The organism is Sporosarcina sp. QA0331 (genome assembly GCF_055808055.1).
The window spans coordinates 3385200-3410000 of record NZ_CM147850.1; the positions used below are offsets into that span (position 1 = coordinate 3385200).

General features: G+C 42.7%; 21 protein-coding genes, 1 tRNA gene, 2 rRNA genes and 1 riboswitch (1 of these 25 cut by a window edge). Of the genes, 4 read left to right on the plus strand and 20 right to left on the minus strand.

Annotation, left to right across the window (positions count from 1 at the left end; translation table 11 throughout):
- Positions 1 to 89 precede the first annotated feature (89 nt).
- The 5 genes from AC0L13_RS17125 to AC0L13_RS17145 all read right to left on the minus strand — a co-directional run bounded on the left by AC0L13_RS17125 (position 90) and on the right by AC0L13_RS17145 (position 6459).
- Positions 90 to 1361 carry a RidA family protein gene (locus tag AC0L13_RS17125; protein WP_473641740.1) on the minus strand — a complete coding sequence of 424 codons (1272 nt, stop codon included), beginning with the start codon at positions 1359 to 1361 and terminating at the stop codon, positions 90 to 92.
- Positions 1362 to 1564: 203 nt separating this feature from the next.
- Complete coding sequence (locus AC0L13_RS17130; RefSeq protein WP_473641742.1) at positions 1565 to 2524, minus strand: ABC transporter permease; 960 nt, start codon at positions 2522 to 2524, stop codon at positions 1565 to 1567.
- On the minus strand, positions 2525 to 3676 hold the full coding sequence (locus AC0L13_RS17135; protein ID WP_473641744.1) for an ABC transporter permease: 1152 nt from the start codon (positions 3674 to 3676) through the stop codon (positions 2525 to 2527).
- The gene (locus AC0L13_RS17140) at positions 3669 to 5201 is read right to left on the minus strand and encodes an ABC transporter ATP-binding protein (protein ID WP_473641746.1); all 1533 of its coding nucleotides are present in this window, start codon (positions 5199 to 5201) and stop codon (positions 3669 to 3671) included. Before AC0L13_RS17140 ends, AC0L13_RS17135 begins: the two co-directional genes overlap by 8 nt.
- Before the next feature lie 106 nt (positions 5202 to 5307).
- Positions 5308 to 6459 carry a BMP family lipoprotein gene (locus tag AC0L13_RS17145; RefSeq protein WP_473641748.1) on the minus strand — a complete coding sequence of 384 codons (1152 nt, stop codon included), beginning with the start codon at positions 6457 to 6459 and terminating at the stop codon, positions 5308 to 5310.
- A 118-nt stretch (positions 6460 to 6577) separates the two neighbouring features.
- Positions 6578 to 6679, minus strand: a riboswitch (purine riboswitch).
- A gap of 288 nt (positions 6680 to 6967) precedes the next feature.
- On the opposite strand from AC0L13_RS17145, the gene AC0L13_RS17150 reads away from it, so the two are divergent.
- Complete coding sequence (locus tag AC0L13_RS17150; RefSeq protein WP_473641750.1) at positions 6968 to 7489, plus strand: cupin domain-containing protein; 522 nt, start codon at positions 6968 to 6970, stop codon at positions 7487 to 7489.
- Positions 7490 to 7778: 289 nt separating this feature from the next.
- Here the strand turns inward: AC0L13_RS17150 and AC0L13_RS17155 are convergent, their stop codons facing one another.
- On the minus strand, positions 7779 to 10046 hold the full coding sequence (locus tag AC0L13_RS17155) for a S8 family peptidase (protein WP_473641752.1): 2268 nt from the start codon (positions 10044 to 10046) through the stop codon (positions 7779 to 7781).
- A complete protein-coding gene (locus tag AC0L13_RS17160) occupies positions 10039 to 11172 on the minus strand; it encodes an AAA family ATPase (RefSeq protein ID WP_473641754.1) in 1134 nt (377 codons plus the stop codon). The genes AC0L13_RS17155 and AC0L13_RS17160 overlap by 8 nt, the downstream gene beginning before the upstream one ends.
- Before the next feature lie 467 nt (positions 11173 to 11639).
- Between AC0L13_RS17160 and AC0L13_RS17165 the strand changes: the two genes are divergently transcribed.
- A complete protein-coding gene (locus tag AC0L13_RS17165) occupies positions 11640 to 11978 on the plus strand; it encodes a tyrosine-type recombinase/integrase (RefSeq protein WP_473647096.1) in 339 nt (112 codons plus the stop codon).
- 94 nt (positions 11979 to 12072) lie between these two features.
- Here the strand turns inward: AC0L13_RS17165 and groL are convergent, their stop codons facing one another.
- Positions 12073 to 13698 carry a chaperonin GroEL gene (gene groL / locus AC0L13_RS17170; RefSeq protein WP_440501793.1) on the minus strand — a complete coding sequence of 542 codons (1626 nt, stop codon included), beginning with the start codon at positions 13696 to 13698 and terminating at the stop codon, positions 12073 to 12075.
- A 48-nt stretch (positions 13699 to 13746) separates the two neighbouring features.
- Positions 13747 to 14031 (minus strand): co-chaperone GroES, encoded by a 285-nt coding sequence (gene groES / locus AC0L13_RS17175; protein ID WP_251628351.1) that lies wholly within the window; start codon positions 14029 to 14031, stop codon positions 13747 to 13749.
- A 249-nt stretch (positions 14032 to 14280) separates the two neighbouring features.
- On the opposite strand from groES, the gene AC0L13_RS17180 reads away from it, so the two are divergent.
- Positions 14281 to 15018: a lysostaphin resistance A-like protein gene (locus AC0L13_RS17180; RefSeq protein WP_473641757.1), complete on the plus strand. Its 738-nt coding sequence runs from the start codon at positions 14281 to 14283 to the stop codon at positions 15016 to 15018.
- Positions 15019 to 15056: 38 nt separating this feature from the next.
- Here the strand turns inward: AC0L13_RS17180 and AC0L13_RS17185 are convergent, their stop codons facing one another.
- From AC0L13_RS17185 to AC0L13_RS17200, 4 genes are all read right to left on the minus strand, one after another.
- Entirely contained in the window at positions 15057 to 15689 is a 633-nt protein-coding gene (locus AC0L13_RS17185) for a YIP1 family protein (RefSeq protein ID WP_473641759.1), read from the minus strand.
- 128 nt (positions 15690 to 15817) lie between these two features.
- Positions 15818 to 16612 (minus strand): twin-arginine translocase subunit TatC, encoded by a 795-nt coding sequence (tatC, locus tag AC0L13_RS17190; RefSeq protein ID WP_473641761.1) that lies wholly within the window; start codon positions 16610 to 16612, stop codon positions 15818 to 15820.
- A gap of 17 nt (positions 16613 to 16629) precedes the next feature.
- Positions 16630 to 16824, minus strand: coding sequence for a twin-arginine translocase TatA/TatE family subunit (locus AC0L13_RS17195; protein WP_473641763.1), 195 nt, complete (start codon positions 16822 to 16824; stop codon positions 16630 to 16632).
- A 68-nt stretch (positions 16825 to 16892) separates the two neighbouring features.
- Positions 16893 to 17543 (minus strand): redox-sensing transcriptional repressor Rex, encoded by a 651-nt coding sequence (locus AC0L13_RS17200; protein ID WP_473641765.1) that lies wholly within the window; start codon positions 17541 to 17543, stop codon positions 16893 to 16895.
- Between the two features lie 125 nt (positions 17544 to 17668).
- Between AC0L13_RS17200 and AC0L13_RS17205 the strand changes: the two genes are divergently transcribed.
- Positions 17669 to 19600 carry an ABC-F family ATP-binding cassette domain-containing protein gene (locus AC0L13_RS17205; protein WP_473641767.1) on the plus strand — a complete coding sequence of 644 codons (1932 nt, stop codon included), beginning with the start codon at positions 17669 to 17671 and terminating at the stop codon, positions 19598 to 19600.
- Between the two features lie 443 nt (positions 19601 to 20043).
- On the opposite strand, the gene tsaD is transcribed toward AC0L13_RS17205, so the two are convergent.
- The 7 genes from tsaD to AC0L13_RS17240 form a co-directional block, all read right to left on the minus strand.
- Positions 20044 to 21066, minus strand: coding sequence for a tRNA (adenosine(37)-N6)-threonylcarbamoyltransferase complex transferase subunit TsaD (gene tsaD / locus AC0L13_RS17210; protein ID WP_473641769.1), 1023 nt, complete (start codon positions 21064 to 21066; stop codon positions 20044 to 20046).
- Positions 21066 to 21515 (minus strand): ribosomal protein S18-alanine N-acetyltransferase, encoded by a 450-nt coding sequence (gene rimI, locus AC0L13_RS17215; RefSeq protein ID WP_440501778.1) that lies wholly within the window; start codon positions 21513 to 21515, stop codon positions 21066 to 21068. The genes tsaD and rimI overlap by 1 nt, the downstream gene beginning before the upstream one ends.
- Positions 21508 to 22218 carry a tRNA (adenosine(37)-N6)-threonylcarbamoyltransferase complex dimerization subunit type 1 TsaB gene (gene tsaB, locus AC0L13_RS17220; RefSeq protein WP_473641771.1) on the minus strand — a complete coding sequence of 237 codons (711 nt, stop codon included), beginning with the start codon at positions 22216 to 22218 and terminating at the stop codon, positions 21508 to 21510. Before tsaB ends, rimI begins: the two co-directional genes overlap by 8 nt.
- Positions 22215 to 22667, minus strand: coding sequence for a tRNA (adenosine(37)-N6)-threonylcarbamoyltransferase complex ATPase subunit type 1 TsaE (tsaE, locus tag AC0L13_RS17225; protein WP_473641773.1), 453 nt, complete (start codon positions 22665 to 22667; stop codon positions 22215 to 22217). The genes tsaB and tsaE overlap by 4 nt, the downstream gene beginning before the upstream one ends.
- A gap of 207 nt (positions 22668 to 22874) precedes the next feature.
- Positions 22875 to 22950 (minus strand) — tRNA-Asp (locus tag AC0L13_RS17230).
- 102 nt (positions 22951 to 23052) lie between these two features.
- Positions 23053 to 23168, minus strand: a 5S ribosomal RNA gene (gene rrf / locus AC0L13_RS17235).
- 84 nt (positions 23169 to 23252) lie between these two features.
- Positions 23253 to 24801: ribosomal RNA gene (locus tag AC0L13_RS17240) — 23S ribosomal RNA — on the minus strand; it runs 1385 nt beyond the window's last position.

Here is a 24801-nt window from a genome sequence, read left to right on the forward strand (position 1 = left end):
TCTGTAAGTGAAAAAATCGTACTGCAATAAAATAAACCCCTTCCAAATCCGCAATCGGACTTGAAAGAGGTTTATCCATTTTATTTCTATTATGCTTTTGGAGGAGTTCCTTCAGCGTTTCCTACAATTGCATCGATTTGGATGAGAGCGTCTTTAGGTAAAGCTGATACGCCAACTGTTCTTCGTGCAGGAACACCGCCTGGGAAGAATGTTTTGTACGCTTCGTCTACAGCATCCATATCCGCGATATTTTTAACGAAGATATTTACTTTAACGATATCGTCCATAACGTGGTCGATGCTTTCAACAATTGCCTTAATATTTTTCAAGCACTGTTCAGCTTGTTCTTTTACGCCGCCAGCTACCATTTGGCCTGTTTTTGGATCTACAGGTAATTGAGCTGAAAGGTGATTGTAATGAGAGAACGCTACAGTTTGTGTAGATAAAGAATCCTTTGGTGCATTGTCAGTGTTGCGTGCCCAAATAACGATTCCGTGTCTGTCTTCAATCGCTTGTGGAGGTGTACCGTCTCCGTGTGACACGACCGCTTCGATTTGTACTAAAGCATCCATTGGCAACGCTGCAGCTGCAACAACTGTGCGTGCAGGGACATAGGCTACAGCTCTAGCGATAGCGGAGTCTGGGAAGAATGTAGAATATACTTCATTGACAGCTTCCGTATCTGCAAGGTCTTTAAGGAAGATATTAATTTTGACAATATCGTCAAAAGGAACGTCGATGCTTTCTAAAATTGCCTTGATATTTTTCAAAGCCTGTGCAGCTTGCTCTTTTACACCGCCAGTTACCAATCGGCCTGTTTTTGGATCGATCGGCAATTGAGCTGAAAGGTTGTTGTAATGAGAGAACGACACGGTTTGTGTAGATAGAGGACTTGTTGGTGCATTCGTTGTGTTATTTGTAAGCTTGATGAGGTCGCCTGCTTGTGGGGCATTTGGAATTGTACCTTCACCGTGTGAAACAAGTGCTTCAACTTGTACTAAAGCATCCATTGGCAAAGCTGCAACTGCAACTGTCGTCCGTGAAGGAACATAAGTTGGGAAGAATGTTTTATACACTTCATCTACAGCGTCAACGTCTTTAATATCTTTAACGAATACTGTAATTCGTACAATATCGCTCATCACATGATCGATGCTGTCTACAATCGCCTTAATATTGTTAAAGCACTGTTCAGCTTGCTCTTTTATTCCACCAGCTACCAATTTACCTGTAGTTGGATCGATCGGCAATTGTGCTGAAAGATTGTTGTAATGAGAGAAAGCTACGGATTGTGAATAAAGACCATTACCGTTTGGAGCATTTTCCGTATTTCTTGCTGCTACTGCGTTATAGTTGCTCATGATACGATTTCCCTTCTTGATAAATATTTACTAACCGAAGTATGCACCGAAAAAGCCGTTCTAAACCGCTCTGAGTGCTATGCAATTATAGCAGGATTTGTTCACTTTAGCTAATGTTATTGTTTGAAATAACCAAAAGAAGTCTCCGATTTTTTTGGAGACTTCTTCTTATGCGGTAAACCTTATGACATTATGAAATTCATTTATCTCTTTCCTTTATCATAAATCTCGCCTAACGCCCTTGGAGCACGGTTTGATTTAGAGAAAAAGATCAATAACAATAACGTTACTACATAAGGTAAAATCATGAATAAATCGGTGAAACTACTTGGCAATGCCATGGACTGGGCAATAAACATGCCCCCGGATTTTGCAAAACCAAATAATAGACAAGCTGCTAAAGTCGGGAGAATTCTCCAGTTGCCGAAGATTAAAGCGGCAATGGCTAAGAACCCATATCCCATATAAATGCCTGAAGAAAATTGGGCTGAAATGGAATAGGCAAAACACATTCCTGCCAGACCTGATAATAGACCTGATATCAAAACCGCAGAAAACCGTATTTTTGAAACATTTACGCCAGCTGCATCAACGGATTGAGGATTCTCCCCACTCGCTCTTAGGCGTAATCCGAACTTTGTTTTATATAAAACATACCAAGCAAAAATAGCAATCACAATGATGATTACTTCGAACGGATACACATCTGTAAATATCGCACCAATCACAGGTATATTGGCTAAAGCGTCAATCGTAAACCGCTCTGATACACCTAATCGGAACTTGTCCGAAGCCGCCCCGAATACAAGCGCATTGATTTGTGTTGTTAAGAAAGTCGTTAGAGCTAACGCCAAGATATTAATAACAACACCGCTGATGACTTGATTTGCCTTAAATTTAATACTTAATACTGCGTGGATTACGGAAAAACCCATCCCTCCAATCATCGCGAATAGTAACGACACGTAAAATAGATTTTGAACATCCGTACCAAAAGCGTTCGCGATCAACACAGCTGACAGCGCTCCGATGAATGCCCCGAAACCTTGAAAGCCTTCAAGTGCTAAATTGGTAATCCCACTTTTTTCACTATATATACCGCCGATTGCCATGATAAAAAGAGGCAGAGCAAAGGATAATCCATCAATAATAATCGTATCCATTTATGATTCACTGTCCTTTCGATCCACTTCTTTTTCCTTCAGGCGGCTGACTTTATGCTTCAAGTACTCACCACATGCACTAAACAAGAGAATTAACCCGATGATCACAGAAGCAATTTCTTGTCTGATCCCAGCCTGTGAACTCATATACGTGCTTCCTTGGTCAATAATTGAAACTAAGAAGGAGGAAAAAATAATCCCGATCGGATGGGAGTTACCTAATAACGCTACCGCAATAGAGTCAAATCCAAGACTTGATAAGACCTTTGGTTGAATGGAAGCAAAATCACCTAAATAATACGTTACACCTGCAAGACCAGCCAATCCGCCAGAAATGATCATGGCTAAGACTGTATTACTTCCGACCTTTATCCCTGTATACTTTGCCGCATTTCGGTTGGATCCTACTGCCTTAATTTCAAAACCAACAACTGTTTTGTCCAAAAGAAACTTGATGAAAATCGCGATGGCAATGGCCAAAATAAAGCCCAATGGAATATCCATTTTCAAGTTTGCAATCTCGACATTTACTAACGTCAAACGTGCCGCTTCTGTAATATATTTGGATTGTCTTGAAATCGGATCAATGTAATACATATGAATGAAGAAGCTGATGACGTATTGAGCAATATAATTTAGCATAATCGTCGTTACGACTTCATGAATGTTAAATTTATGCTTTAGCCACCCTACGAGGCCGCCCATCAAGCCGCCGGCAACCATTCCGACCAACAATACAAGTGGTTTTGCTACGACGGCATCCAAACCGCTGTAGCCAACAATAACAGTCGCTATAAAACCGGAAGCGAGCATTTGACCGGAAACCCCAATATTAAAGAGGCCCGCTCTAAGAGCAACAGCCACGGCCAAGCTGGCAAATACTAGTGGAGTCATGGCGTCTAACAAACTCAAAAAATCAGTCAGCATGCTCTTGTAGCCAGCGTACGTTGTCTTCGGCAAAATCCCTGCCCCTTGGAACAAGCTGTAAAATGCCTGGAATGGATTTTTACCAAGCAATAGTATAACGATAGCCGCGGCAATAAAACTAATTAGTATAGCGACTACCGGAATTGTGATCGGCTGCCATTTCTCATTTCGTATTGGCCAAAACAGACGATAACTAACGCTTGTTTTCTTTTTATCCTTACTCATGTTTTGCCCCCATCATATATTCGCCGACTTCATTCGTCGTTAATGAATCACTGCTCGCAACTTTTTGTAGTTGGCCATTATAGATAACCCCGATCGTATCCGCTACATTCATAATTTCGTCCAACTCCAATGAAACGAGTAAGATCGCTTTTCCTTGATCACGTTGTTCGATCATCATCTTATGAATATTTTCGATCGCACCAATATCTACTCCCCGCGTTGGCTGCACGAAAATCATGAGTGGAGATTGTAATTCAATCTCTCGAGCTATAATGATCTTTTGCTGATTCCCGCCACTCATTGAACGAACTTGCGTATTGATCCCTTGTCCACTTCGAATATCATATTTATCTATCAACTGACTGCCAAGCTGCTCGAATTCCTGTTTGTTCAATATTCCATTAGTAGAAAAGGGCTTCTTGTAGTACTGCTTTGATGCTAAATTCGTTGATATATCAAAGTCTAAAAACAGTCCAAATCTTTGCCGATCCTCAGGTATATAAGAGATTCCAGATTCTGTTCTGCTTCTTATACTGTCATTCGTAATGTCCTGTCCATTGAGGAATATCCTTCCACCACTTACCTTTGTCAATCCGGCAATGGCATCCGCTATTTCGACTTGGCCATTATCTGCGACGCCTGCGATCGCAAATATTTCACCACTGTGTATCGTAAAAGAAACATCTTTGACGACTTCAAATCCGTCCTCGTTTTTCACGGTTAATTGTTCTACTTTCAATACTTCTTCTTTAAATTGGGCAGTTACTTTTTCAGATTCGAAACTTACTTCTCTACCGACCATTAATTGAGCCATCAAATTGACCGATGTTGTCTTCACATCCAACACATCAATCAATTTACCTTTGTTCAATACGGCACATCGATCGGCTACTTTTTTAATTTCATCTAACTTATGTGTGATTAGTATGATTGTTTTCCCACTGTTTCGGAGACCTTCAATAATACCGAGCAAGAAATCGATTTCTTGTGGTGTGAGGACTGCCGTTGGTTCATCGAATATAAGAATTTCAGCTTCACGATAAAGCACTTTTAATATTTCTACTCGTTGTTGCATGGAAACCGTAAGATTGGCAATTTTTTTCGTAGGATCCACTTCCAAGCCAAAGTTCTTGGACAGTTCCTCAATTTTACGATTGGCATCTCGAATACCTACATATGGAAAGAGGCCAGCAAATTTTTTGATTGGCTCAATCCCTAAAATGATATTCTCTGTAATCGAATAATCTTCCACTAACTTAAAATGCTGATGGACCATTCCGATGTTAAGGTTTGCTGCAAGGTTCGGCGAACTGATTTGAACCTTCTCTCCCCGAATATATATTTCGCCTTCATCGGGTTCGTACATCCCACTCAAAATGCTCATTAATGTTGATTTACCTGCACCATTTTCACCAAGCAAGGCAAAAATTTCTCCTTTTTTAATGCCAATGGATACGTCATCATTTGCTACAATCCCAGGGAAACGTTTCGTTATATGTTTCATTTCTACGATATAATCAGACATCGTTCGTTCTCCTTCCTCACGACAATCGGAAAAATAATAGAAGTTCATCATTCCCTGATCATCCGATTATTAGGGAAGTGATAAACTTCTATTGTGTTTCTAATTCTTATAGTCCTGGAAACGCTTCTGGAGTGTGCTCATTGAAATTAGATGCAGGTACGATCGTGCCATCTTTCACTAACTCGTACGCCTCATTCATTTTGCTTAGCGTATCCTCAGATAATTGGTGACGACCTTCTTCTTTAATAAAACCTGTTGAATCTGTATCTGCATAAAGAACAACATTCCCACCTTTAAAGGATCCGTCAGCAACAGAGTTCAATGCCTTTTCAATGTTCATCGCCATGAATTTTACACCAGATGTCAACACGATATTTTCGGAGCCATTTGCACCGTCATCATATTGGTCAACATCCACACCAATTACTTTTACATTGTCCTTAGCTTCCTTGACTGCTGTGAATACACCATTTCCAGTGCCGCCTGCAGCAACAAAGATGATATCTACGCCTTGTTTGATCAATGCATTTCCAATGACTTTACCAGTTGCTTCATCTGCGAAGGATCCTGCATAGTTACCACCTACATCAGCGCCCGTTACATCTGTCCCTGCATACCCAGATAGTTCGACAAGTTCAACATTTTTCCCATAAACTTTGTTAGCGTAATTTACGCCTGATTCAAAACCAAATTGATAGTTTACATTTGAAGGATAGGCAATCCCATTTACAACTGCCACTTTGTTTGTCTTCGTTTCAAGTGCTGCAGCCATTCCTGCAAAGAAACCACTTTCTTGTTCAGCGAAATTCATCGCATAAATATTATCGAAATCAGTTTGACCATCTACTGGAGTTGGCTCAGTGTCATTCATGATGAAGATTTTATCCGGATTTTCTACAGCGATGCTAGAAACCCCAGCAAATTGGAACCCAGGTGTAACAATTACATCATAATCTGCAACAATGTCAGCAACAGCTTGGACAGCTGAAGCTGGATCGCCTGTTGGTTCTTTAACTGCCTTTACTGTTGCAGTTGGATTATTTTCGATAAACTTTAAAATACCGTTGTAATTATCTTCATTGAAGCTACCATCATCAACACCAGAAGGGCTTGTTACGATGGCAATTTTCAATCCTTCTTCACCAGTTCCCGCCGTAGCTTCCTTTTTATTATCTGCGTTATTTCCGCACGCGGCCATAACAACAGTCATGAAAGCAAGGAATAATACCATTGCTATTTTCTTTGTACTGTTCGTCATTGAAATGATCCTCCCTGTGAATGATTGTCTGTGTAAAAATCAAAAAAAAGCACCGTATAGATACCGGTGCTTGACTTCAGGAAGGTAGACAGAAGAAATAAAAAAGTACTTATTTCTTTTGTTATATACACAACCTCGTAGTCAAGCCATTTACGGTAGCTTGGTAGAAACTTATGAGCCCTATCCCCAACATTATACGAGAATATTATTCAATTTTTACATCCTTATAATAACACCCGAAAATCTACGCGTCAATAAAAAGGCGAATGTTTTTTAATAAAACAACTTCATTGTTCGGTAATTATATGAATGGCGAGAATTATCAGCTAAAAACAATGGTTAACATCCTCTTTTATTGTATTTTCTAAACTCCTAGACCTGAAAGAAATCTTAAAAAGTTTGTAATTCCCTTACTTAATTTGTACAATTAGGGGGATGCTTCGAGAAAAGGAACAGCAAAGAAGCGTGAAATTGGTATACTACAAATAATAATCGGAGGTATTTAGAAGTGAATAACCATGATCCACAATTTTTCATATCCCAACTTGGACTAATTCCCCATCGAGAGGGCGGTTATTATAAACAGTCATTCCATTCGACCGAATCGATTTCCGATCAAGAAGTAATGATGAATTTTGATGGGAACCGCAAGCTATATACGAGTATTTACTTTCTATTAACGTCAAAAGACATTTCCCATTTTCATCGTCTGAAATCCGATGAATTATGGTATTATCATGCGGGAAGTCCTTTAACCATTCATGTGATTGAGGAAAATGGGAATTATAAAGAAATTAAATTAGGACTGAACTTGGATAAAGGAGAAGTCCCACAGGCGCTAGTTCCAAAAAACACGATTTTCGGTTCATCTGTGATGGAGGCGGATACGTTCTCTTTAGTTGGATGTATGGTTTCACCAGGTTTTGAATATGAGGACTTTGAATTATTTACACAACAAGAGCTTTTAACAAAATATCCTGAACATGAAGATGTCATCAAAAAGATGGCGTATGAGAAAATCCCAGACTAACGAATAGAATGAGAAAAGCTCCTCAAGTCCAATGACTTATGAGGAGCTTTTCTTATTTGGTAACGTTTATGTCTTGCCCCTCAAGGTGTCGGGGCTTAACAAGCCGCTTCCGCTTTTCTTATTACATCAATCCGCCCATTGAAGAACTTATTTCAATTTTACTCTTGAATTTATTATCTCAAATAGCTACCGCTGAAGTTCTTCCGGCAATCCCACCGTTGGCAAAGTCCTTATTCAAATGTCGCTGGACCACTACTCACGGACTTAAAGAGTTGAAAGTATCTCTTTTTCAAATTCTAGTACGGATATCTTGACGAGTCTCAAGGTTATTTGTGATATGTCCTTGTTGCCTCAATTCCCTCACCATTTCTGAATAGATGTCTGCATCTTCGTCTGTTTTAATAGTTACAATCAAAACAAACTCTTGCTCTGTAAACTCCAAATCATTTCGTGGTGTTAAATCGATTCGTAATTTCCAACCGTCTTTTTCTTGGATTCCTTTACTCATCTTCCGATAAAAGGATTTAGTCGGGCTCCACTTAAAGCCATTTCTCACTCTCTCTTGTTCAAACTTTTGGTCCCAACGAGCATCTAATGGAACTTCGCCCTTAAAATCTAATTTACCATCACTCTTTGTAATATATGCTCCAAAACTAACATCAATATTTGTGCGACAATATTCACTTCCGTACCTTGAATCTAACGGTGGTTCATATACTAAAGTCATTGTAACTTCCCCTAAATACTTACCATTTCGAATCAACGAAGGTGGATAAGGAAAATCAATCAACTCTAGGTGTTTGCTACGTACAATCGTTTGGTTAAAAACTAATGTAATTTCATTTTCACTACATTTAAGAATGTTATTTGTGTTATTGGATGGCATCCCAAAACCATAGTATTTCATCAGATGTTGTTCTTTTTTCCTTATAGCCTTAGTTTCTAATCTTGCCGAGTGCATTAACATTGCTTTAGCAATTAATAGATTTCTATCTGTTAACTCATGATAAATGGTTGCAAACTTTTGAACGATCCTTGGAGTCGCATAGCTTGTCCCTATATCCTCTACTACATTTCCTTCACAATCTAAACCAATTAGACCTAAATCAACTGTACTACCTGTTTTAGAAATGTTCCCTCCGTAATCTACAACATCAGGCTTCACAATATAATTTGCACCTGGCCCTCTTCGACTAAAGGAAGATGGTTCATCTTTTTTAACAATTGATTCGTCCGATTCTTTTAACGCTACAGATCCCACGGTTATGCCCAACACCGAATCTGCCGGTGAGCCCATTCGATCAAACTCATCACTATCTTCATCAGCAGGCCATGCTCTTTGTAAAGATAGATCGTTTATATTCCCGCTTGCTATAAAGAATTGCACGTTATATCTAGCTTGCATTTCATCCAAGAATATAGCTAAATCAGAAATCTTTGAATCACTAACCCTATTTTTCAACCCTAGAGACAAATTCCAAATTTTCACTTCTGGAAATTCCTCAAGCACTTCCAAAATAATTTCTTGTAATTCTTCTTCGCTAAGACTATCAGTAGGACCATGCATTTCATTACTATTCGGCATTGCTACTACATCTAAAAATCGAAACCTAATATCCCTATTACTAGGTATGTTATTTAGTTGATTACCAAATTGAATTGTAGAAGCAATGAATGTTCCATGACTGTGATTTTGATATTCTTGCGCCACATATTCTTTACGCGCATAAATATAGGGAGCTAACAATTCATTGTTAGGGCTAATCCCTCCGTCAATAATTCCTATAATAACATCACTCAAAGCAACATCTGGACTGCCATTAAAAATAGAATCTATAGAGACCTGTTGTAATTGTTGTGGCAGATAATACTTTTGAAAAGTATCAATTTTTCTAACTCCATTTATTTCAGCCAATTGCTGTATAATTTGCGAATCCGAAACGTCTAACGCATAATAATTTAAATTCGCTCCAAAATCTTTGTATTCATAAGTGAGATCTAGTTCACTTAACTTTCGTTTAACATATGCATGGATTTGCTGATTATCGTAATCACTTCCAAAATCAAAACATTTCAACTTAACTCTTTTAGAAAATCTTTCTTCGCTTAACTCGTTTCTTAAGCCAATAGATAATTTATCCTTCGGTTTAAAAGCGGATATTTCCGCAATTGCTGTAAGATTTGCACTTAAATATTGAGAATCGGATGTTCTAATATACTCAATCGTTTTTTGAACCCCCTCTTTTGTGACTTTAATATAATTTTCCTCAAGATCTTCACCGCCAACAATAGGACAAAATTTACATAATGTATTAGGTTTATGAGATTTAGCGATGGCCTCTTCTTTCATTTTCACTTTCCCTATTACAGGAAGCACAGGATGTTCTTCGAAAAAGTCATTGTAATACCTTGTGATATCTTCCAACTCACTAATTACTTCCTCTTTCAAGCTTTCTGTAACTTCACCGAAAAATTTCGGTGAACCTCCAGGTTGATTTGGAAAGATATGACTATCCTGTTGCATAACTAATTTAATAGGTAAATTCTTTTCATTCATCCACTTTCACCTCATTAATAAGATTTGAAGCTGTTGTTTTAGAAACACCTAGAATGCTGCCAATTTTGCTATAACTGAAAATCTTTTCATCACTCGTTCTAAGGTATTTAGCTTGTAAAATTTGCATTTTTTTCTCATCCTCTTCCCTTTCAGCTATTAACCCTTTAAACCTAAAAAATTCTGTATAAAGTAGTTGGAGATTGAAATTCTCTTTTCTTAGAATCGATTTTCTTAACGCTTTAGTTATAATCTCTTCTATATTCGAACCACTTAATTCTTCTGTAACAGCCGCAAATTCGTTTACTTCTTTTGCTGACATCTTTTTTGTTTTCAAAAATAAATGGATTAATTTCTCTCTTGCTTCTCGATCAGGTTGATTGATATTTATTTTATAATCAAACCTTCTCCACACAGCCCCATCTAATAATTTTTCATGATTTGTGGCACATAAAAGTAAACTATTTTCATTTAAACTATCTATGTTTTGCAACAAGCTATTAACTACTCTTTTTAGCTCACCTAATTCATTATTATCGTCTCGAGCCTTAGCAATAGCGTCAAATTCGTCTAAGAATAAAACACAAGGTGTCCTTTGAGCAAATTCAAATAAATTGCGGATATTCTTTGCTGTAGTTCCTAAAAATGAAGAAATTAAACTATCTAATCTAGCTACAACTAAAGGCAACCCTATTTCCTTTGCGATATAACTTGCTGCTTTAGTTTTTCCACAACCCGGTGGGCCATATAATAATAATGAATTCGGTACCCCTATCCCTAACTCATTTAATTGATCTGCATGTTTATAGCTGGATATAAAGTCATTCAGCTGTTCTTCATTACGTTTAGAAAGAATAACTTGTATATTATTTTCATGGGGCAAAATAATATCGGCAAGCATTGCTCTTGATTCACTATCAACAGGAACCTTCGTTATCTCATTGCCACTCATTGCTTTTAATGTATTTTCATCAGTCGTAGCTAAAATCCGTTTAAACTTTTTTGCCGTGATTGTTTCACCATTCAGTTCTAATTGCTGAATTAGTTTTTCTGCATAATTTCTTACTTTAACCCGATCATGTTTTAATGCACCTTCTACAATTTTCCCAATTTCTATAGAATACTTCATAAAACCACCTCCTCTTCACAATAGCATATCCCTGAACGATTGTCACATATATCTCTAATTATATATTTTAATCTGAACGTTACCGCTTAATCAAATCAATTTTAACAATAAAATTTGAACGAACTTACATTCTTTAAAAAACCTCTGGATATGATTAATGATTCAGCGCAAAGCTGTCATCAAACATTGTTTTCCGAAGGACCTTAAGGCAGTCTGTTTATTTTTCAGGTATTTGTAAATTCCAATAACCGATCATGCAAGTTAGTCAGCTAGTTCCACCTCAAAGACAGTTGCACGACATATCCAAACGGAAGTATGTTTCTCTGTAATCTGATGCGCACAAACCGCTCTGACTTCTCCAATATTTTTGTCGCATCGAAAACTTTACAGTGGAATTAGATCCATTCGTCATCGGTCTGATTAAAGAGCAGATCAAGCGGCTGAAAGAGGAAAAGATGAAGAACCGAATGCTCTATAATGACCAGGGCTTTCTGTTCGTGGATGAGATAGGCTACCCTATGCCTATCAAGATGGTAGCCTTGCGCTTGCAGCGTCTCATGAAGAAGCTGAACCAGGACAAGCCGGAGAATCAGCGGAAGCACATCACGCCGCACAGCTTCCGGCATACGAATATATCCCTGCTTATTGAAGCGGGTGTGCCAATCGCTGAAATTCAGCGGAGAGTTGGCCACAATGATATAAATACGACCATGAACATATACACTCATATGACCAAACAGACCAAGGATCAGGCGGCCAATATGTTCAGCAGCCATCTATCCAGTTTGACGGCAAAACTGCAATAAAGGGGCCTGTCATTTTTCCATTGTTGCCGGTTAGTTGCCCAAACACAAAAAGAAAGCTCCCAAACCCTGTTGTATCAAGGGTTGGGAGCTTTTATTACATCATTCCGCCCATACCGCCCATATCAGGCATTCCTGCTGCAGCTGGTTCTGGGATATCTGCAACGACCGCTTCAGTGGACAAGAACATTGCCGCTACGGACGCTGCGTTTTGAAGTGCTGAACGCGTAACTTTTGTAGGGTCTACAATACCTGCTTGCATCATGTTGACCCATTCGCCGTTTGCTGCGTTGAAGCCAATGCCGACTTCTTCGCGTTTTAGGCGATCAACGACGATGGAGCCTTCAAGGCCAGCGTTTGTCGCGATTTGGCGAACTGGCTCTTCAAGTGCACGAAGGACGATTTTCACGCCAGTTGCAACGTCGCCTTCTGTGCTTTCAAGAAGTTTTTCAACTTTTGTATAGACGTTCACAAGCGCTGTACCACCACCGGATACGATTCCTTCTTCAACAGCCGCACGAGTTGAGTTCAATGCGTCTTCGATGCGAAGTTTACGCTCTTTCAATTCTGTTTCAGTTGCCGCTCCGACTTTGATGACTGCTACGCCGCCAGCAAGTTTCGCAAGGCGTTCTTGCAGCTTCTCTTTGTCGAACTCGGAAGTTGTTTCTTCAAGTTGCGCGCGGATTTGGCCGACACGTGATGCGATTTGATCAGTATCTCCGTTTCCTTCAACGATTGTCGTATGGTCTTTTGTGACAACGACTTTCGCAGCGCGTCCAAGTTGAGTGATGTCAGCGGATTTAAGGTCAAGGCCAAGATCCTCAGTGATGACTTCCCCGCCTGTAAGGATTGCGATATCTTCAAGCATTGCTTTACGACGATCGCCGAAGCCTGGTGCTTTAACAGCTACCGCGTTGAAAGTACCACGAAGCTTATTCACAACGAGAGTTGCAAGTGCTTCGCCTTCTACGTCTTCCGCAATCATCAACAATGGTTTGCCTTGTTGAACAACTTGCTCAAGAACCGGTAGGATTTCTTGGATATTGGAAATCTTCTTATCTGTGATCAAAATGTAAGGGTTGTCGAGAACCGCTTCCATTTTGTCTGTGTCAGTAGCCATGTAAGCAGACGCGTATCCGCGGTCGAATTGCATACCTTCTACGACGTCAAGCTCAGTTGTGAAGCCTTTTGACTCTTCGATTGTGATGACGCCATCGTTGCCGACGCGCTCCATCGCTTCAGCGATCAATTCGCCGACTTCTTCGTCGCCAGAAGAGATAGCCGCAACTTGTGCGATCTCTTGCTTGCTTTCGATTTCATCGGAAATGCCTTTCAACTCTTCAATTGCCGTTGCTACCGCTTTTTCGATTCCTTTACGGATGCCGACAGGGTTCGCACCAGCTGTTACGTTTTTCAAGCCTTCACGGATCATCGCTTGTGCAAGAACTGTCGCTGTTGTCGTACCGTCACCAGCAATTTCGTTCGTTTTGGAAGCAACTTCCGCTACGAGTTTCGCACCCATGTTTTCGAATGCATCTTCAAGCTCGATTTCCTTTGCGATCGTTACACCGTCATTCGTGATAAGCGGTGAACCGAATTTTCTTTCTAGAACGACGTTGCGTCCTTTTGGTCCAAGCGTCACTTTAACAGCGTCAGCAAGTGTATCTACACCGCGTAGCATTGCGCCGCGCGCGTCTTCATTGAATTTAATTTCTTTAGCCATTTATGAATTCCCTCCTGGTTTTGATTGTACTTATTTATAAGGGGCGACTTAGCCGATGATAGCTAGGATATCGCTTTCACGCAGGATCAAATATTCATTGCCTTCATATTTTACTTCAGTTCCAGCATACTTTGAGAAGATGATGCGGTCGCCTTCTTTTACTTCCAGGTCAACACGCTGGCCGTTTTCAAGAACTCGTCCAGTACCTGCCGCTACAACTTTTCCTTCTTGCGGTTTTTCTTTCGCAGAATCCGGTAATACGATACCGCTAGACGTCTTTTCTTCTGCTTCGATTAGTTCGATTACGATACGGTCACCTAATGGTTTCAACAAGTGAAACAACCTCCTCGACATATTATCTTCTTTTTTAGCACTCATCAATCAAGAGTGCTAATACATTTCTTATCATAATCAAGTTGCCCAAAAATTGCAAGCAAAATACTTATGTCCCAATGGATAAAAACTGAACAAAGTTTGACCGTTTTCCATGACTTCTGGCAGTCTACAACCCTTACATCCTTTTCTCTTTGCTTGTCATCATTGAAACAGCTAAAATAAACAGTAATAGAAAGGAAGTTGGCAATGAAAAACTGGAAAATCTCTATTTCGATCGTTCTTTTATATATCGCCATGCAGTTCGGAAGCGTTCCGATCTCGAAAGGTTTCTTCAACTATTTTCAAGATACTGCCGGTATGGAAAAGGAAGCCGCGGCCTATTACAGCTTCGCTTGGGCGCTATTCATTACCAATCTGATCGCCGCCCCTATTATCCTGTTCATGACGACGCGCAATAAGCGCTTTTGGGATATCTTTAAAAAAGGGAAGAAAGCGACTCCTTGGATGACAGTCCTCTGGGGGGTACTAGGATTTTTCATGGCAATGGCTGGACAAATGATTGCCGGCATTATCGAAATGGCGCTCGGTATCATGCCCGGCTCTGAAAATACAACCTTACTGAGCGACATTGCCAAACTGTCGCCGATTATCATCTTTTCGATTGTCATCTTCGCACCGCTTCTAGAGGAAATTGTATTCAGAAGGGTAGTATTCGGTGGCATTTATGCAAAATCGAATTTCTGGATTGCAGCCATTTTGAGCGGAGTCATTTTCGCGGTCGTCCACGGCGAGCTTGAGCACACATTAGTCTATATGGCACCGGGAATGGTATTTGCGTTTATTTATCATCACACGAAGCGAATTTGGGCTCCGATGATTGCCCATTTTCTTATGAACGGCTTCGTCATGATTGTTCAACTGAATTACGACAGGATCGAGCAATTGCAAAACATGAAGCAAGCATTCATCATGTTTCTTCAATAAAAAAACGACTTCCCGGTTAAAGGGAGGTCGTTTTTCATTCACCCAAGTGTCGCTATTAATGAAAAGATAATAGCCCCGAAGATTAGCATAAACATAAAGATAATAACGAAGAAGATGCCGAAGATAATTGCAACAACACCGAGCCCGCGCCATGCAGAGAATCCATGGACGAGGCCGATTCCTTTACAAGCGATGACCGTTCCATATATGCCGATGCCGATCGTGATCAAATTTTGCAAGAAATAAATGCCTAGCGGCAAGTTCGTAATTCCAAAATTATCTGTCGGTACCACAAATAGCCGGGAACCGTATATCGCGATGAGCAGGAAATTTAGAGGCGCAATCCAAATCGTCAGAATCGATGATGCAGGTGTGATGTAAATCATATCAGTGAACTTGCCTCTCCCACCGAGCCATTTTCCGACCCACGTATACATTCCTGCAGTGATCACCCAGCCAATAAGTGCGCCCCCATATGTAATGATAATAGATACAATAATGATAAATGCTAACGGCATGCCGCCAAAAATGCCAGTCGTCGCCATCGCGATAGAGCCGGCGCTAATTGAGCTTAGCAGAAAAATGAGAAAGCCATATCCCGCCGACTTTTTTTCCAACATATATTGCAGCGTCTTCGTCGGCTGGTTCCAAATGGATAGTAATGGATTCATGTGTATCCCCCTTTACTTCTTATGTATATGTCAGTTCTTCACTTCCTATCATACTGGAATCATTTTGGAATTTCATTACATAAAAAATCCCGCTTCCCTGAAAACTACCCAGGAAGCGGGACACTGCTTTATTTTTCTAAATTCCCCATCACTTCATCGATTTGACGCTGCTGCTCTGCCTTTATTTCTTCCAGCTTCCGCTTCTCCTCCGCCTTCAGGAATTTTCGATACCCGACGCGGCAGATGACGATGCTAATTTCATAAAGTGCTAATAACGGGACGGTTACTAATAAATGCGACATAATATCCGGCGGGGTGATGAACGCGGCAATGACGAACAGGACGAAATATGCTACCTTCCGGATTTTCACTAACTTATTCGGGTTCAATATGCCAAGCCTCGATAGGAATAAAAGGACGATCGGCAACTGAAAGACAATTCCGAACGGGATCAGTATTTGAAATAAGAACGTAAAGTATTCATTAATCCCGACCGTCTGAGTAATCCCGAGCTCTCCCGATAATTCCTTCATGAAGTTCATGACGAATGGCACGAGAACGAAGTAGGAAAACCCAATCCCTACAATCATTAGGATAAACGCAAACGGGATATAGCTTAACGTCACTCTTCGCTCCGTCTCATGAAGCCCCGGCGATATGAACGACCAGAACTGATACATGATGACCGGTGAAATGATCACCACTGCTAAAAAGATGATGACTTTCAAGTACAGGGCAATTGGATCAACGACATTGAATGCGTGAAATTCCTCATACCCTGCCTCTGCTTGCAAAAACTTAATAATCGGCTTCGCGATGAAAAAGCTGCCGATTACCGCAATAACAAAGAAAACGACGATTACCATCAGTCGTTTTCTAATTTCATCTATATGTTCAATGACTGTTAAATTTTTTTCTTTCATCGGACAGACATCCTTACTTATTGCACATCATTTTTCTTGTCTTCCACTTTTTTGTTCGGTTCATCATCATCGGACGCAAGACCTTTTGTCGCATTTTTAAACTCGCGCAGTGAAGAGCCAAATGCCTTTCCGATTTCCGGTAACTTCTTCGGTCCAAAAATGAGCAATGCAATGACAGCGATTATAAGTAGACTTCCTACACCTGGAGCCATTTCGGACACCTCCTTCATATATAATCCATCTTACATGAAAACAGCTTGTATTACTATTGACAATACCTTTATATTTGTGAATCTTTTTCGTCATTTTTTATGAAATAAATCATCGTCTGCAGCTCCACCGACAAATCGATTGTATGAACACGCATCCAGTCGGGTGCTGCCAGCCGGACCGGAGTGAAATTGAGAATTCCTTTCACTCCGATTGCCGCCATCCGATCAGCGATTTCTTGCGCCGCCTTTGTCGGAACAGTTAAGATGACGAGTTGAATGCCTAGCTCTTTAATTTTCTCTTCCATCATATCCGGATGGAACACCGGGATATTGCTGACCATCTTTCCTTCCTTCGGTGCTTTCGGGTCGAATGCGACAACAATCCTCGTATTATGGTTCTTCTGGAAATTGTATTTCAAGAATGCATTTCCTAAACTTCCAACGCCAATCAACGCGACATCCGTCTCTTCGTCTTGATCCAACGCCCTACGGAAGAATAAAAGAAGGTCGTTCACGTCATAGCCGTAGCCTTTGCGCCCGAGCGCCCCAAAATGGGAGAAATCACGGCGAATTGTAGCGGCATCGATTTTCATTGCCTCGCTCAATTCACTGGAAGAGACGCGCTTCTTGCCCGCATTCGCGAAGTTTTGCAGAAATCTATAATATAAAGGAAGGCGTTTTGACGTTGCCTGTGGAACTCTCTGAGTCGTATCAGCCATAGCTTACCTCCTATACGTGCAATGGACCTTTTTTTATCGTACTCCAGATGCGTGCTGATGTAAAGCCAACCATTGCACCGACAGGCCCATTCGATTACACTAAAAGTGGAATAGAGGTGTGCTGAATGATCGTATTACAAGTGAATGGAATTACGAAATCCTTTTCTGGAACTGATATATTGAAAAACGTCCGTCTCGAAGTGCAGCACCGTGACCGGGTTGCGCTCGTCGGACGGAATGGTGCCGGCAAATCGACATTATTAAAAATAATTGCGGGAGAAATGTCCGCAGATTCCGGCGATTTAATCATGCCGAAAGACGTACAAGTCGGCTATCTCGAACAACATGCGGGCATTGATTCTCCCCTAACAATTTGGGAAGAAATGCTGACTGTTTTCGGACCGTTGCTTGAAATGGAAAATCGACTCCGCGGACTGGAAGCGCAAATGGCGGATCCTTCCGTTTATGAGAACCAGCAAGAATATGAGCGTGTCATGAAAGATTATGACACGTTGCAAATCGAATTCAAGGATTCGGGCGGGTATCAATACGAATCTGATATGCGTTCGGTTCTTCACGGAATGCGATTCTATCCTGAAGACTACGAGAAGCAAGTCAATCTGTTGTCCGGCGGGCAAAAAACGCGGCTGGCGCTTGCGAAAATGCTGCTCAGCAAACCGGATCTGCTCATATTGGACGAGCCGACGAACCACTTGGATATCGAGACATTAGGCTGGCTCGAAAAATACCTCGTCTCCTATGAAGGCGCGATTCTCATCGTTTCCCACGACCGCTATTTCCTTGACCAGATCGTGACGATTACGTATGAAGTGTCGAGGAAGAAAGTGACGAAGTACGTCGGCAACTATAGCGCTTATTTAGTTGAGAAGGCGAAGAACTATGAACGCGATAAGAAGTTGTACGAACGCGAGACGAGTGAAAAAGCAAAGCTCGAAGATTTCATCCAACGGAATATCGCCCGTGCTTCCACTTCCAAAATGGCGAAAAGTCGACGGAAGCTGCTTGAACGGACGGATTGGATGGAAGCGCCTGATGGTGATGAAAAGTCCGCCAGCTTCTCATTCTCCATCGAACGGCCAAGCGGCAACGATGTGCTCACATTGGACAACATCGCTGTCGGCTATAACGGCCAAGCCGTTTCTGAGCATATTCATATGCATGCATACAAAGGAGACCGGATTGCAATCATCGGACCGAACGGAATCGGAAAGTCGACGCTTTTGAAGACGCTCGTTAAAAGACAGGAGCCTATCGACGGAACGATCCGCTACGGAACAAATGTCCAATTTGGGTATTATGACCAGAATCAAGCGACGATCCTCGGTACGGGAACAGTCCTTCAAGAACTGTGGGATGAGTGGCCGATGATGAATGAAAAGGACGTCCGCTCCGTACTCGGACGCTTCCTGTTCACAGGCGAAGACGTCGAGAAGCCTGTCGCTTCATTGTCCGGCGGCGAGAAAGCACGTCTTTCATTAGCGAAGCTCATGCTTCAAAAATCGAACACACTCGTGCTTGACGAACCGACAAACCATCTTGACCTCGACAGCAAGGAAGTTCTGGAAAATGCGTTAGACGACTTTCCGGGCACAATCCTCTTCGTTTCTCATGACCGTTATTTCATTAACCGGATCGCGACGAAAGTAATTGACGTCGGTCCTTCCGGTGTCACAGAGTATCTTGGTGATTACGATTATTTCGTTGAAAAGAAAAATGAGCTGGAAGAGCTGAAAGCCGATAATAGTAATTCGGAACAGCCAAAACAGCAGAAAAACGGACGGAATGAAGAAGACAAGGAATTCAAACGGCAAGAACGCCGATTGACAAGAGCGATTGCTGAAATTGAAGAGTCGCTCGGAAAAATGGATGCCGAAATCGCTGTTCTGCAGGAAGAGTTGTTGAACCCCGATTTCGCTGATGATCATGTGAAACTGATGGAGCTGCAAGAACAGATCGACGAACTCCAAATGCAGCACGACAACCAATCAGAGGAATGGTTGAATTTGCAGGAAGAGCTCGAGATATTGAATTCATAATTCACATAAAGTGAAACTTCAACCAGTGGGGATCAACTGAATGTTAGTTGAACCAATCGGGATTTTTACTGGCTGTTGATTCCCCACTGGGAATCTTACAGAGGTAAAGCGGGATAAAGCTGTCGAATGGAATGAACACCATTTCGACAGCTTTCTTTTGTTTTCGACAAGGGTTCCCTTTTGATTTCCACAATCTTATCAACATCATCCACGTTGATATAATAGGATATGAACATAGTTATCCACGTTATCCACATTAACTGTCTTCAATACCCACATAGTTATCCAAAAGATGTCATAGTCATTCACACGAATCTTTTAATTATCCACAACTTATTAACAATTGTGCATAAGTACGAACGTTCCCTCTTGACAAGACGAATTCGTTCTAGGACAAATAAAAACGGAAATCGTCACAACTCGACGATTTCCTTCATTTATTATTATTCATCCCATGAAGCAAGCTCCATGCCAGGCCTGCCGTTCATTCCCAACGTACCTCGTTTGCCGCTCGCATACATCTCACTTCCTGCCGCCGCAATCATTGCCGCATTGTCCGTGCAAAGGGAAATCGGAGGAACGTAAAAAGGAATTCCTTCTTTTTCAAATGCTGCATCCAATGAAGCTCTTAATCCTTTATTCGCAGCTACACCACCTGCTGCGATAACTTGCTTCACACCGAATTCCTTCGCAGCCTTCAACGTCTTCTCCGTTAACACGTCGACGACACTTTGCTGGAAGCCTGCCGCTACGTGAGCCGGGTTGACTTCCCCGCCTTTTTGCTCAATATTATGTTTATAATTGATAACAGCTGATTTCAACCCACTAAAGCTGAAGTCATATGAATCCGGCTCTAGCCAAGCCCGCGGAAAATCGACTGCTTCATCGCTTTCAAGCGCAAGTTTATCGATATGCGGCCCTCCTGGATAAGGGAGCCCAAGAACACGGGCGACTTTGTCATATGCTTCTCCTGCTGCATCGTCCCGCGTTTCGCCAATCAATTTGAAAGACCCATGCTTCTCCATTAGAACTAACTCCGTATGCCCTCCGGATACGATAAGAGCTAGCAGCGGAAACTCCATTGGCTGCATCAATTGATTCGCATAAATATGCCCTGCGATATGATGAACGCCGACAATCGGCAATCCGTTAGCAAACGCGAACGCCTTCGCCGAATTAATGCCAATCAACAATGCGCCAACAAGCCCGGGACCTTCCGTCACAGAAACCGCATCCAAATCCGATGGAGTAAGCTCAGCCTTTGCTAACGCTTCCTCTATGACGAGTGTAATCTGTTCGACATGATGTCGAGAAGCGATTTCCGGCACCACGCCTCCGAACCGTTGCTGGCTCTGAATTTGCGAAGCAACGACGTTCGAGACGATCTCATGCCCATTCTTCACGACCGAAGCCGCTGTCTCATCACAGCTCGTTTCAATTCCTAGTATATACATATCTTTGTCCATTACAATTCCACCCACATGACGAGCGCATCTTCATGGTCGTCCGTATAATAGTTTTTCCGTATGCCGCCATCTTGGAAGCCCAGCTTGCGGTACAAGTTTTGCGCTGTATGATTGCTCACGCGGACTTCAAGCGTCATCAGCCTCACATCATTCACCTTGCACAGCTCAATCGCCTTGCGCATGAGCGCCTCACCGATTCCATGGCCTCTCATATGCTTCCTCACTGCCACATTCGTGATATGACATTCATCGAGCACGACCCACATTCCAAAATGCCCGATCACTTCGCCATCCGCGACTGCAACGATATAATGAGCATAATCATTCCCGGTCATCTCATGCTCGAAAACCTCTTGCGTCCACGGAGTCGCAAACGCTTCCTGCTCGATTTCGACAACTGCGGGGATATCTTCTATTGTCATCTTCCGATATTCGATACTTTTATTCACCGCTATGATCCTTCCGTTGCTGCATGAGCCAATTCGCTTCCGCCTCTGCGATACGGCGGTATTCCGGCGTAAATGCATGTATATTCTCCTCTTGCCCGCTTTGCTGCGCGATGAAGATCAATGAAGACGCCCGTGGAAGCTGCAGCGGGAACGGTGCAATAACTGCATTCTTTTTTAACTTCTCCACTATAAGCTCTCCATGCATTGCAACATCCTTACCGACAAAAAGGACTGGACGCTCCTTCTTCGCTAAAACATCCAGCAGATCCTCAATCGCAAAATGCCCGTCCTCCGCGTTGGCGATTAGCTCGCCATTCACGAATTCATATACCCCTGCGTACACATTATTTCTTCGTGCGTCCACAATCGGGCAGATCAACCCGTCAAAATAAACAGCATTCCCTGCAAGGACCTTTAAGCTTGAGACGCCAAACAATGTCTTCTTCAACGTCCAAGCCAACGTCTTCGCAATTGTCACTCCGATGCGGACTCCCGTATACGAGCCAGGTCCTTCCGATACTGCAATTGCATCTATATCTTTCGGCTTGAGTTGCACCGTCTCAAATAGCTCCTCAATAACCGGCATCGCTCGCAACGAATGATTGACAGCTATCGAAGAGTTCACCTCGGCCAAAATGGCTCCATCTTTCACAATCGCGACAGACAAAGGCGTGTTCGCCGTATCTATTCCTAACCATATCATAACGTCATCGCCTCACAAATCTTTTCAAAACGTTCCCCTTTTGGAGTGAACACAAACTTTCTCGAAGTTTCTCCGGTATGAAGAATTTGAATCTCCAATCGTTCTTTCGGTAGATCATCTTCAATTAGATGCGCCCATTCAACGACTGAAATCGCATCCCCGTAAAACAGTTCGTCCCATCCAAGATCTTCATCACTATCTGCCAGTCGATAGACGTCCAAATGATTAAAAGGAACCCTTCCTTCGTATTGCTTTAAAATTGTAAACGTCGGGCTGTTTACCGTTCGAGTAATACCTAAGCTGCGTGCAAGTGCTTTTGTGAAGGTCGTCTTCCCTGCCCCAAGATCTCCTTCCAACGTCAAAACGTCGGGAGGCGAAAGCAGCCCTGCTAATGTATTTGCAATCTGTTCAGCTTCCGATAAGGAATGAACATTGAATTCTATAGTCATCGTATTTTCCTTTCATCTCCACTTTGCTTTAGTGTACCGAAAATAAGGCGATTTCGAAAGCCAAGAGGTTTGGTGGAGGTATGTAAATGAATAATTTTGGACTTAAAGTAAACCGAATCTGCAAAAAAAATTCGCTAACAAAATATAAAAACAACAAAAAACCGATCCTGGAATAAATCCATAATCGGTTGACAGTTTAAATTAAGATGGCGGTCCCGACCGGGATCGAACCGGCGATCTCCTGCGTGACAGGCAGGCATGTTAACCGCTACACCACGGGACCATATGTATAACCTTTCGATAGAATGCAAGGTTCTTTAACTGCAAATTCAATGTAATTGATCAATTCTAACCTGATCACATTCTTATCGAAAAGTGATGGGTTGCCCGGCGACGTCCTACTCTCACAGGGGGAAGCCCCCTACTACCATCGGCGCTGAAGAGCTTAACTTCCGTGTTCGGTATGGGAACGGGTGTGACCTCTTCGCCGTCGTCACCAGACAACTGAACGATACTTGTTCGTTCAAAACCGGATAAAACCAACATTGTCGCTGAACTTCAAGTTCAACCGTACTTAAGTAACTTAAGGTTAAGTCCTCGATCGATTAGTATCCGTCAGCTGCACGTGTCGCCACGCTTCCACCCCGGACCTATCCACCTCATCTTCTTTGAGGGATCTTACTTACAAATGTAATGGGAAATCTCATCTTGAGGGGGGCTTCATGCTTAGATGCTTTCAGCATTTATCCCGTCCACACATAGCTACCCAGCGATGCCTTTGGCAAGACAACTGGTACACCAGCGGTGTGTCCATCCCGGTCCTCTCGTACTAAGGACAGCTCCTCTCAAATTTCCTGCGCCCGCGACGGATAGGGACCGAACTGTCTCACGACGTTCTGAACCCAGCTCGCGTACCGCTTTAATGGGCGAACAGCCCAACCCTTGGGACCGACTACAGCCCCAGGATGCGATGAGCCGACATCGAGGTGCCAAACCTCCCCGTCGATGTGGACTCTTGGGGGAGATAAGCCTGTTATCCCCGGGGTAGCTTTTATCCGTTGAGCGATGGCCCTTCCATGCGGAACCACCGGATCACTAAGCCCGTCTTTCGACCCTGCTCGACTTGTAGGTCTCGCAGTCAAGCTCCCTTATGCCTTTGCACTCTACGAATGATGTCCAACCATTCTGAGGGAACCTTTGGGCGCCTCCGTTACACTTTAGGAGGCGACCGCCCCAGTCAAACTGCCCACCTGACACTGTCTCCTGCCCGGATCACGGGCAAGGGTTAGAAGTCCAATACAGCCAGGGTAGTATCCCACCATTGCCTCCTCCGAAGCTGGCGCTCCGGATTCCAAGGCTCCTACCTATCCTGTACAGGCTGCACCGGAATTCAATATCAGGCTACAGTAAAGCTCCACGGGGTCTTTCCGTCCTGTCGCGGGTAATGCGCATCTTCACGCATATTATAATTTCACCGAGTCTCTCGTTGAGACAGTGCCCAGATCGTTACGCCTTTCGTGCGGGTCGGAACTTACCCGACAAGGAATTTCGCTACCTTAGGACCGTTATAGTTACGGCCGCCGTTTACTGGGGCTTCAATTCGAAGCTTCGCTTGCGCTGACCTCTCCTCTTAACCTTCCAGCACCGGGCAGGCGTCAGCCCCTATACGTCACCTTACGGTTTTGCAGAGACCTGTGTTTTTGCTAAACAGTCGCCTGGGCCTATTCACTGCGGCTCTCTCGGGCTTTAACACCCTACCAGAGCACCCCTTCTCCCGAAGTTACGGGGTCATTTTGCCGAGTTCCTTAACGAGAGTTCTCTCGATCACCTTAGGATTCTCTCCTCGCCTACCTGTGTCGGTTTGCGGTACGGGCACCTCCCGCCTCGCTAGAGGCTTTTCTTGGCAGTGTGAAATCAGGGACTCCGGGGATAATTCCCCTTGCCATCACAGCTCAATGTTATAGGAACGGGATTTGCCTCGTTCCACACCTCACTGCTTGGACGCGCATGACCAACAGCGCGCTCACCCTATCCTTCTGCGTCCCCCCATTGCTGATAACGGCGGGGAGGTGGTACAGGAATATCAACCTGTTATCCATCGTCTACGCCTTTCGGCCTCGACTTAGGTCCCGAC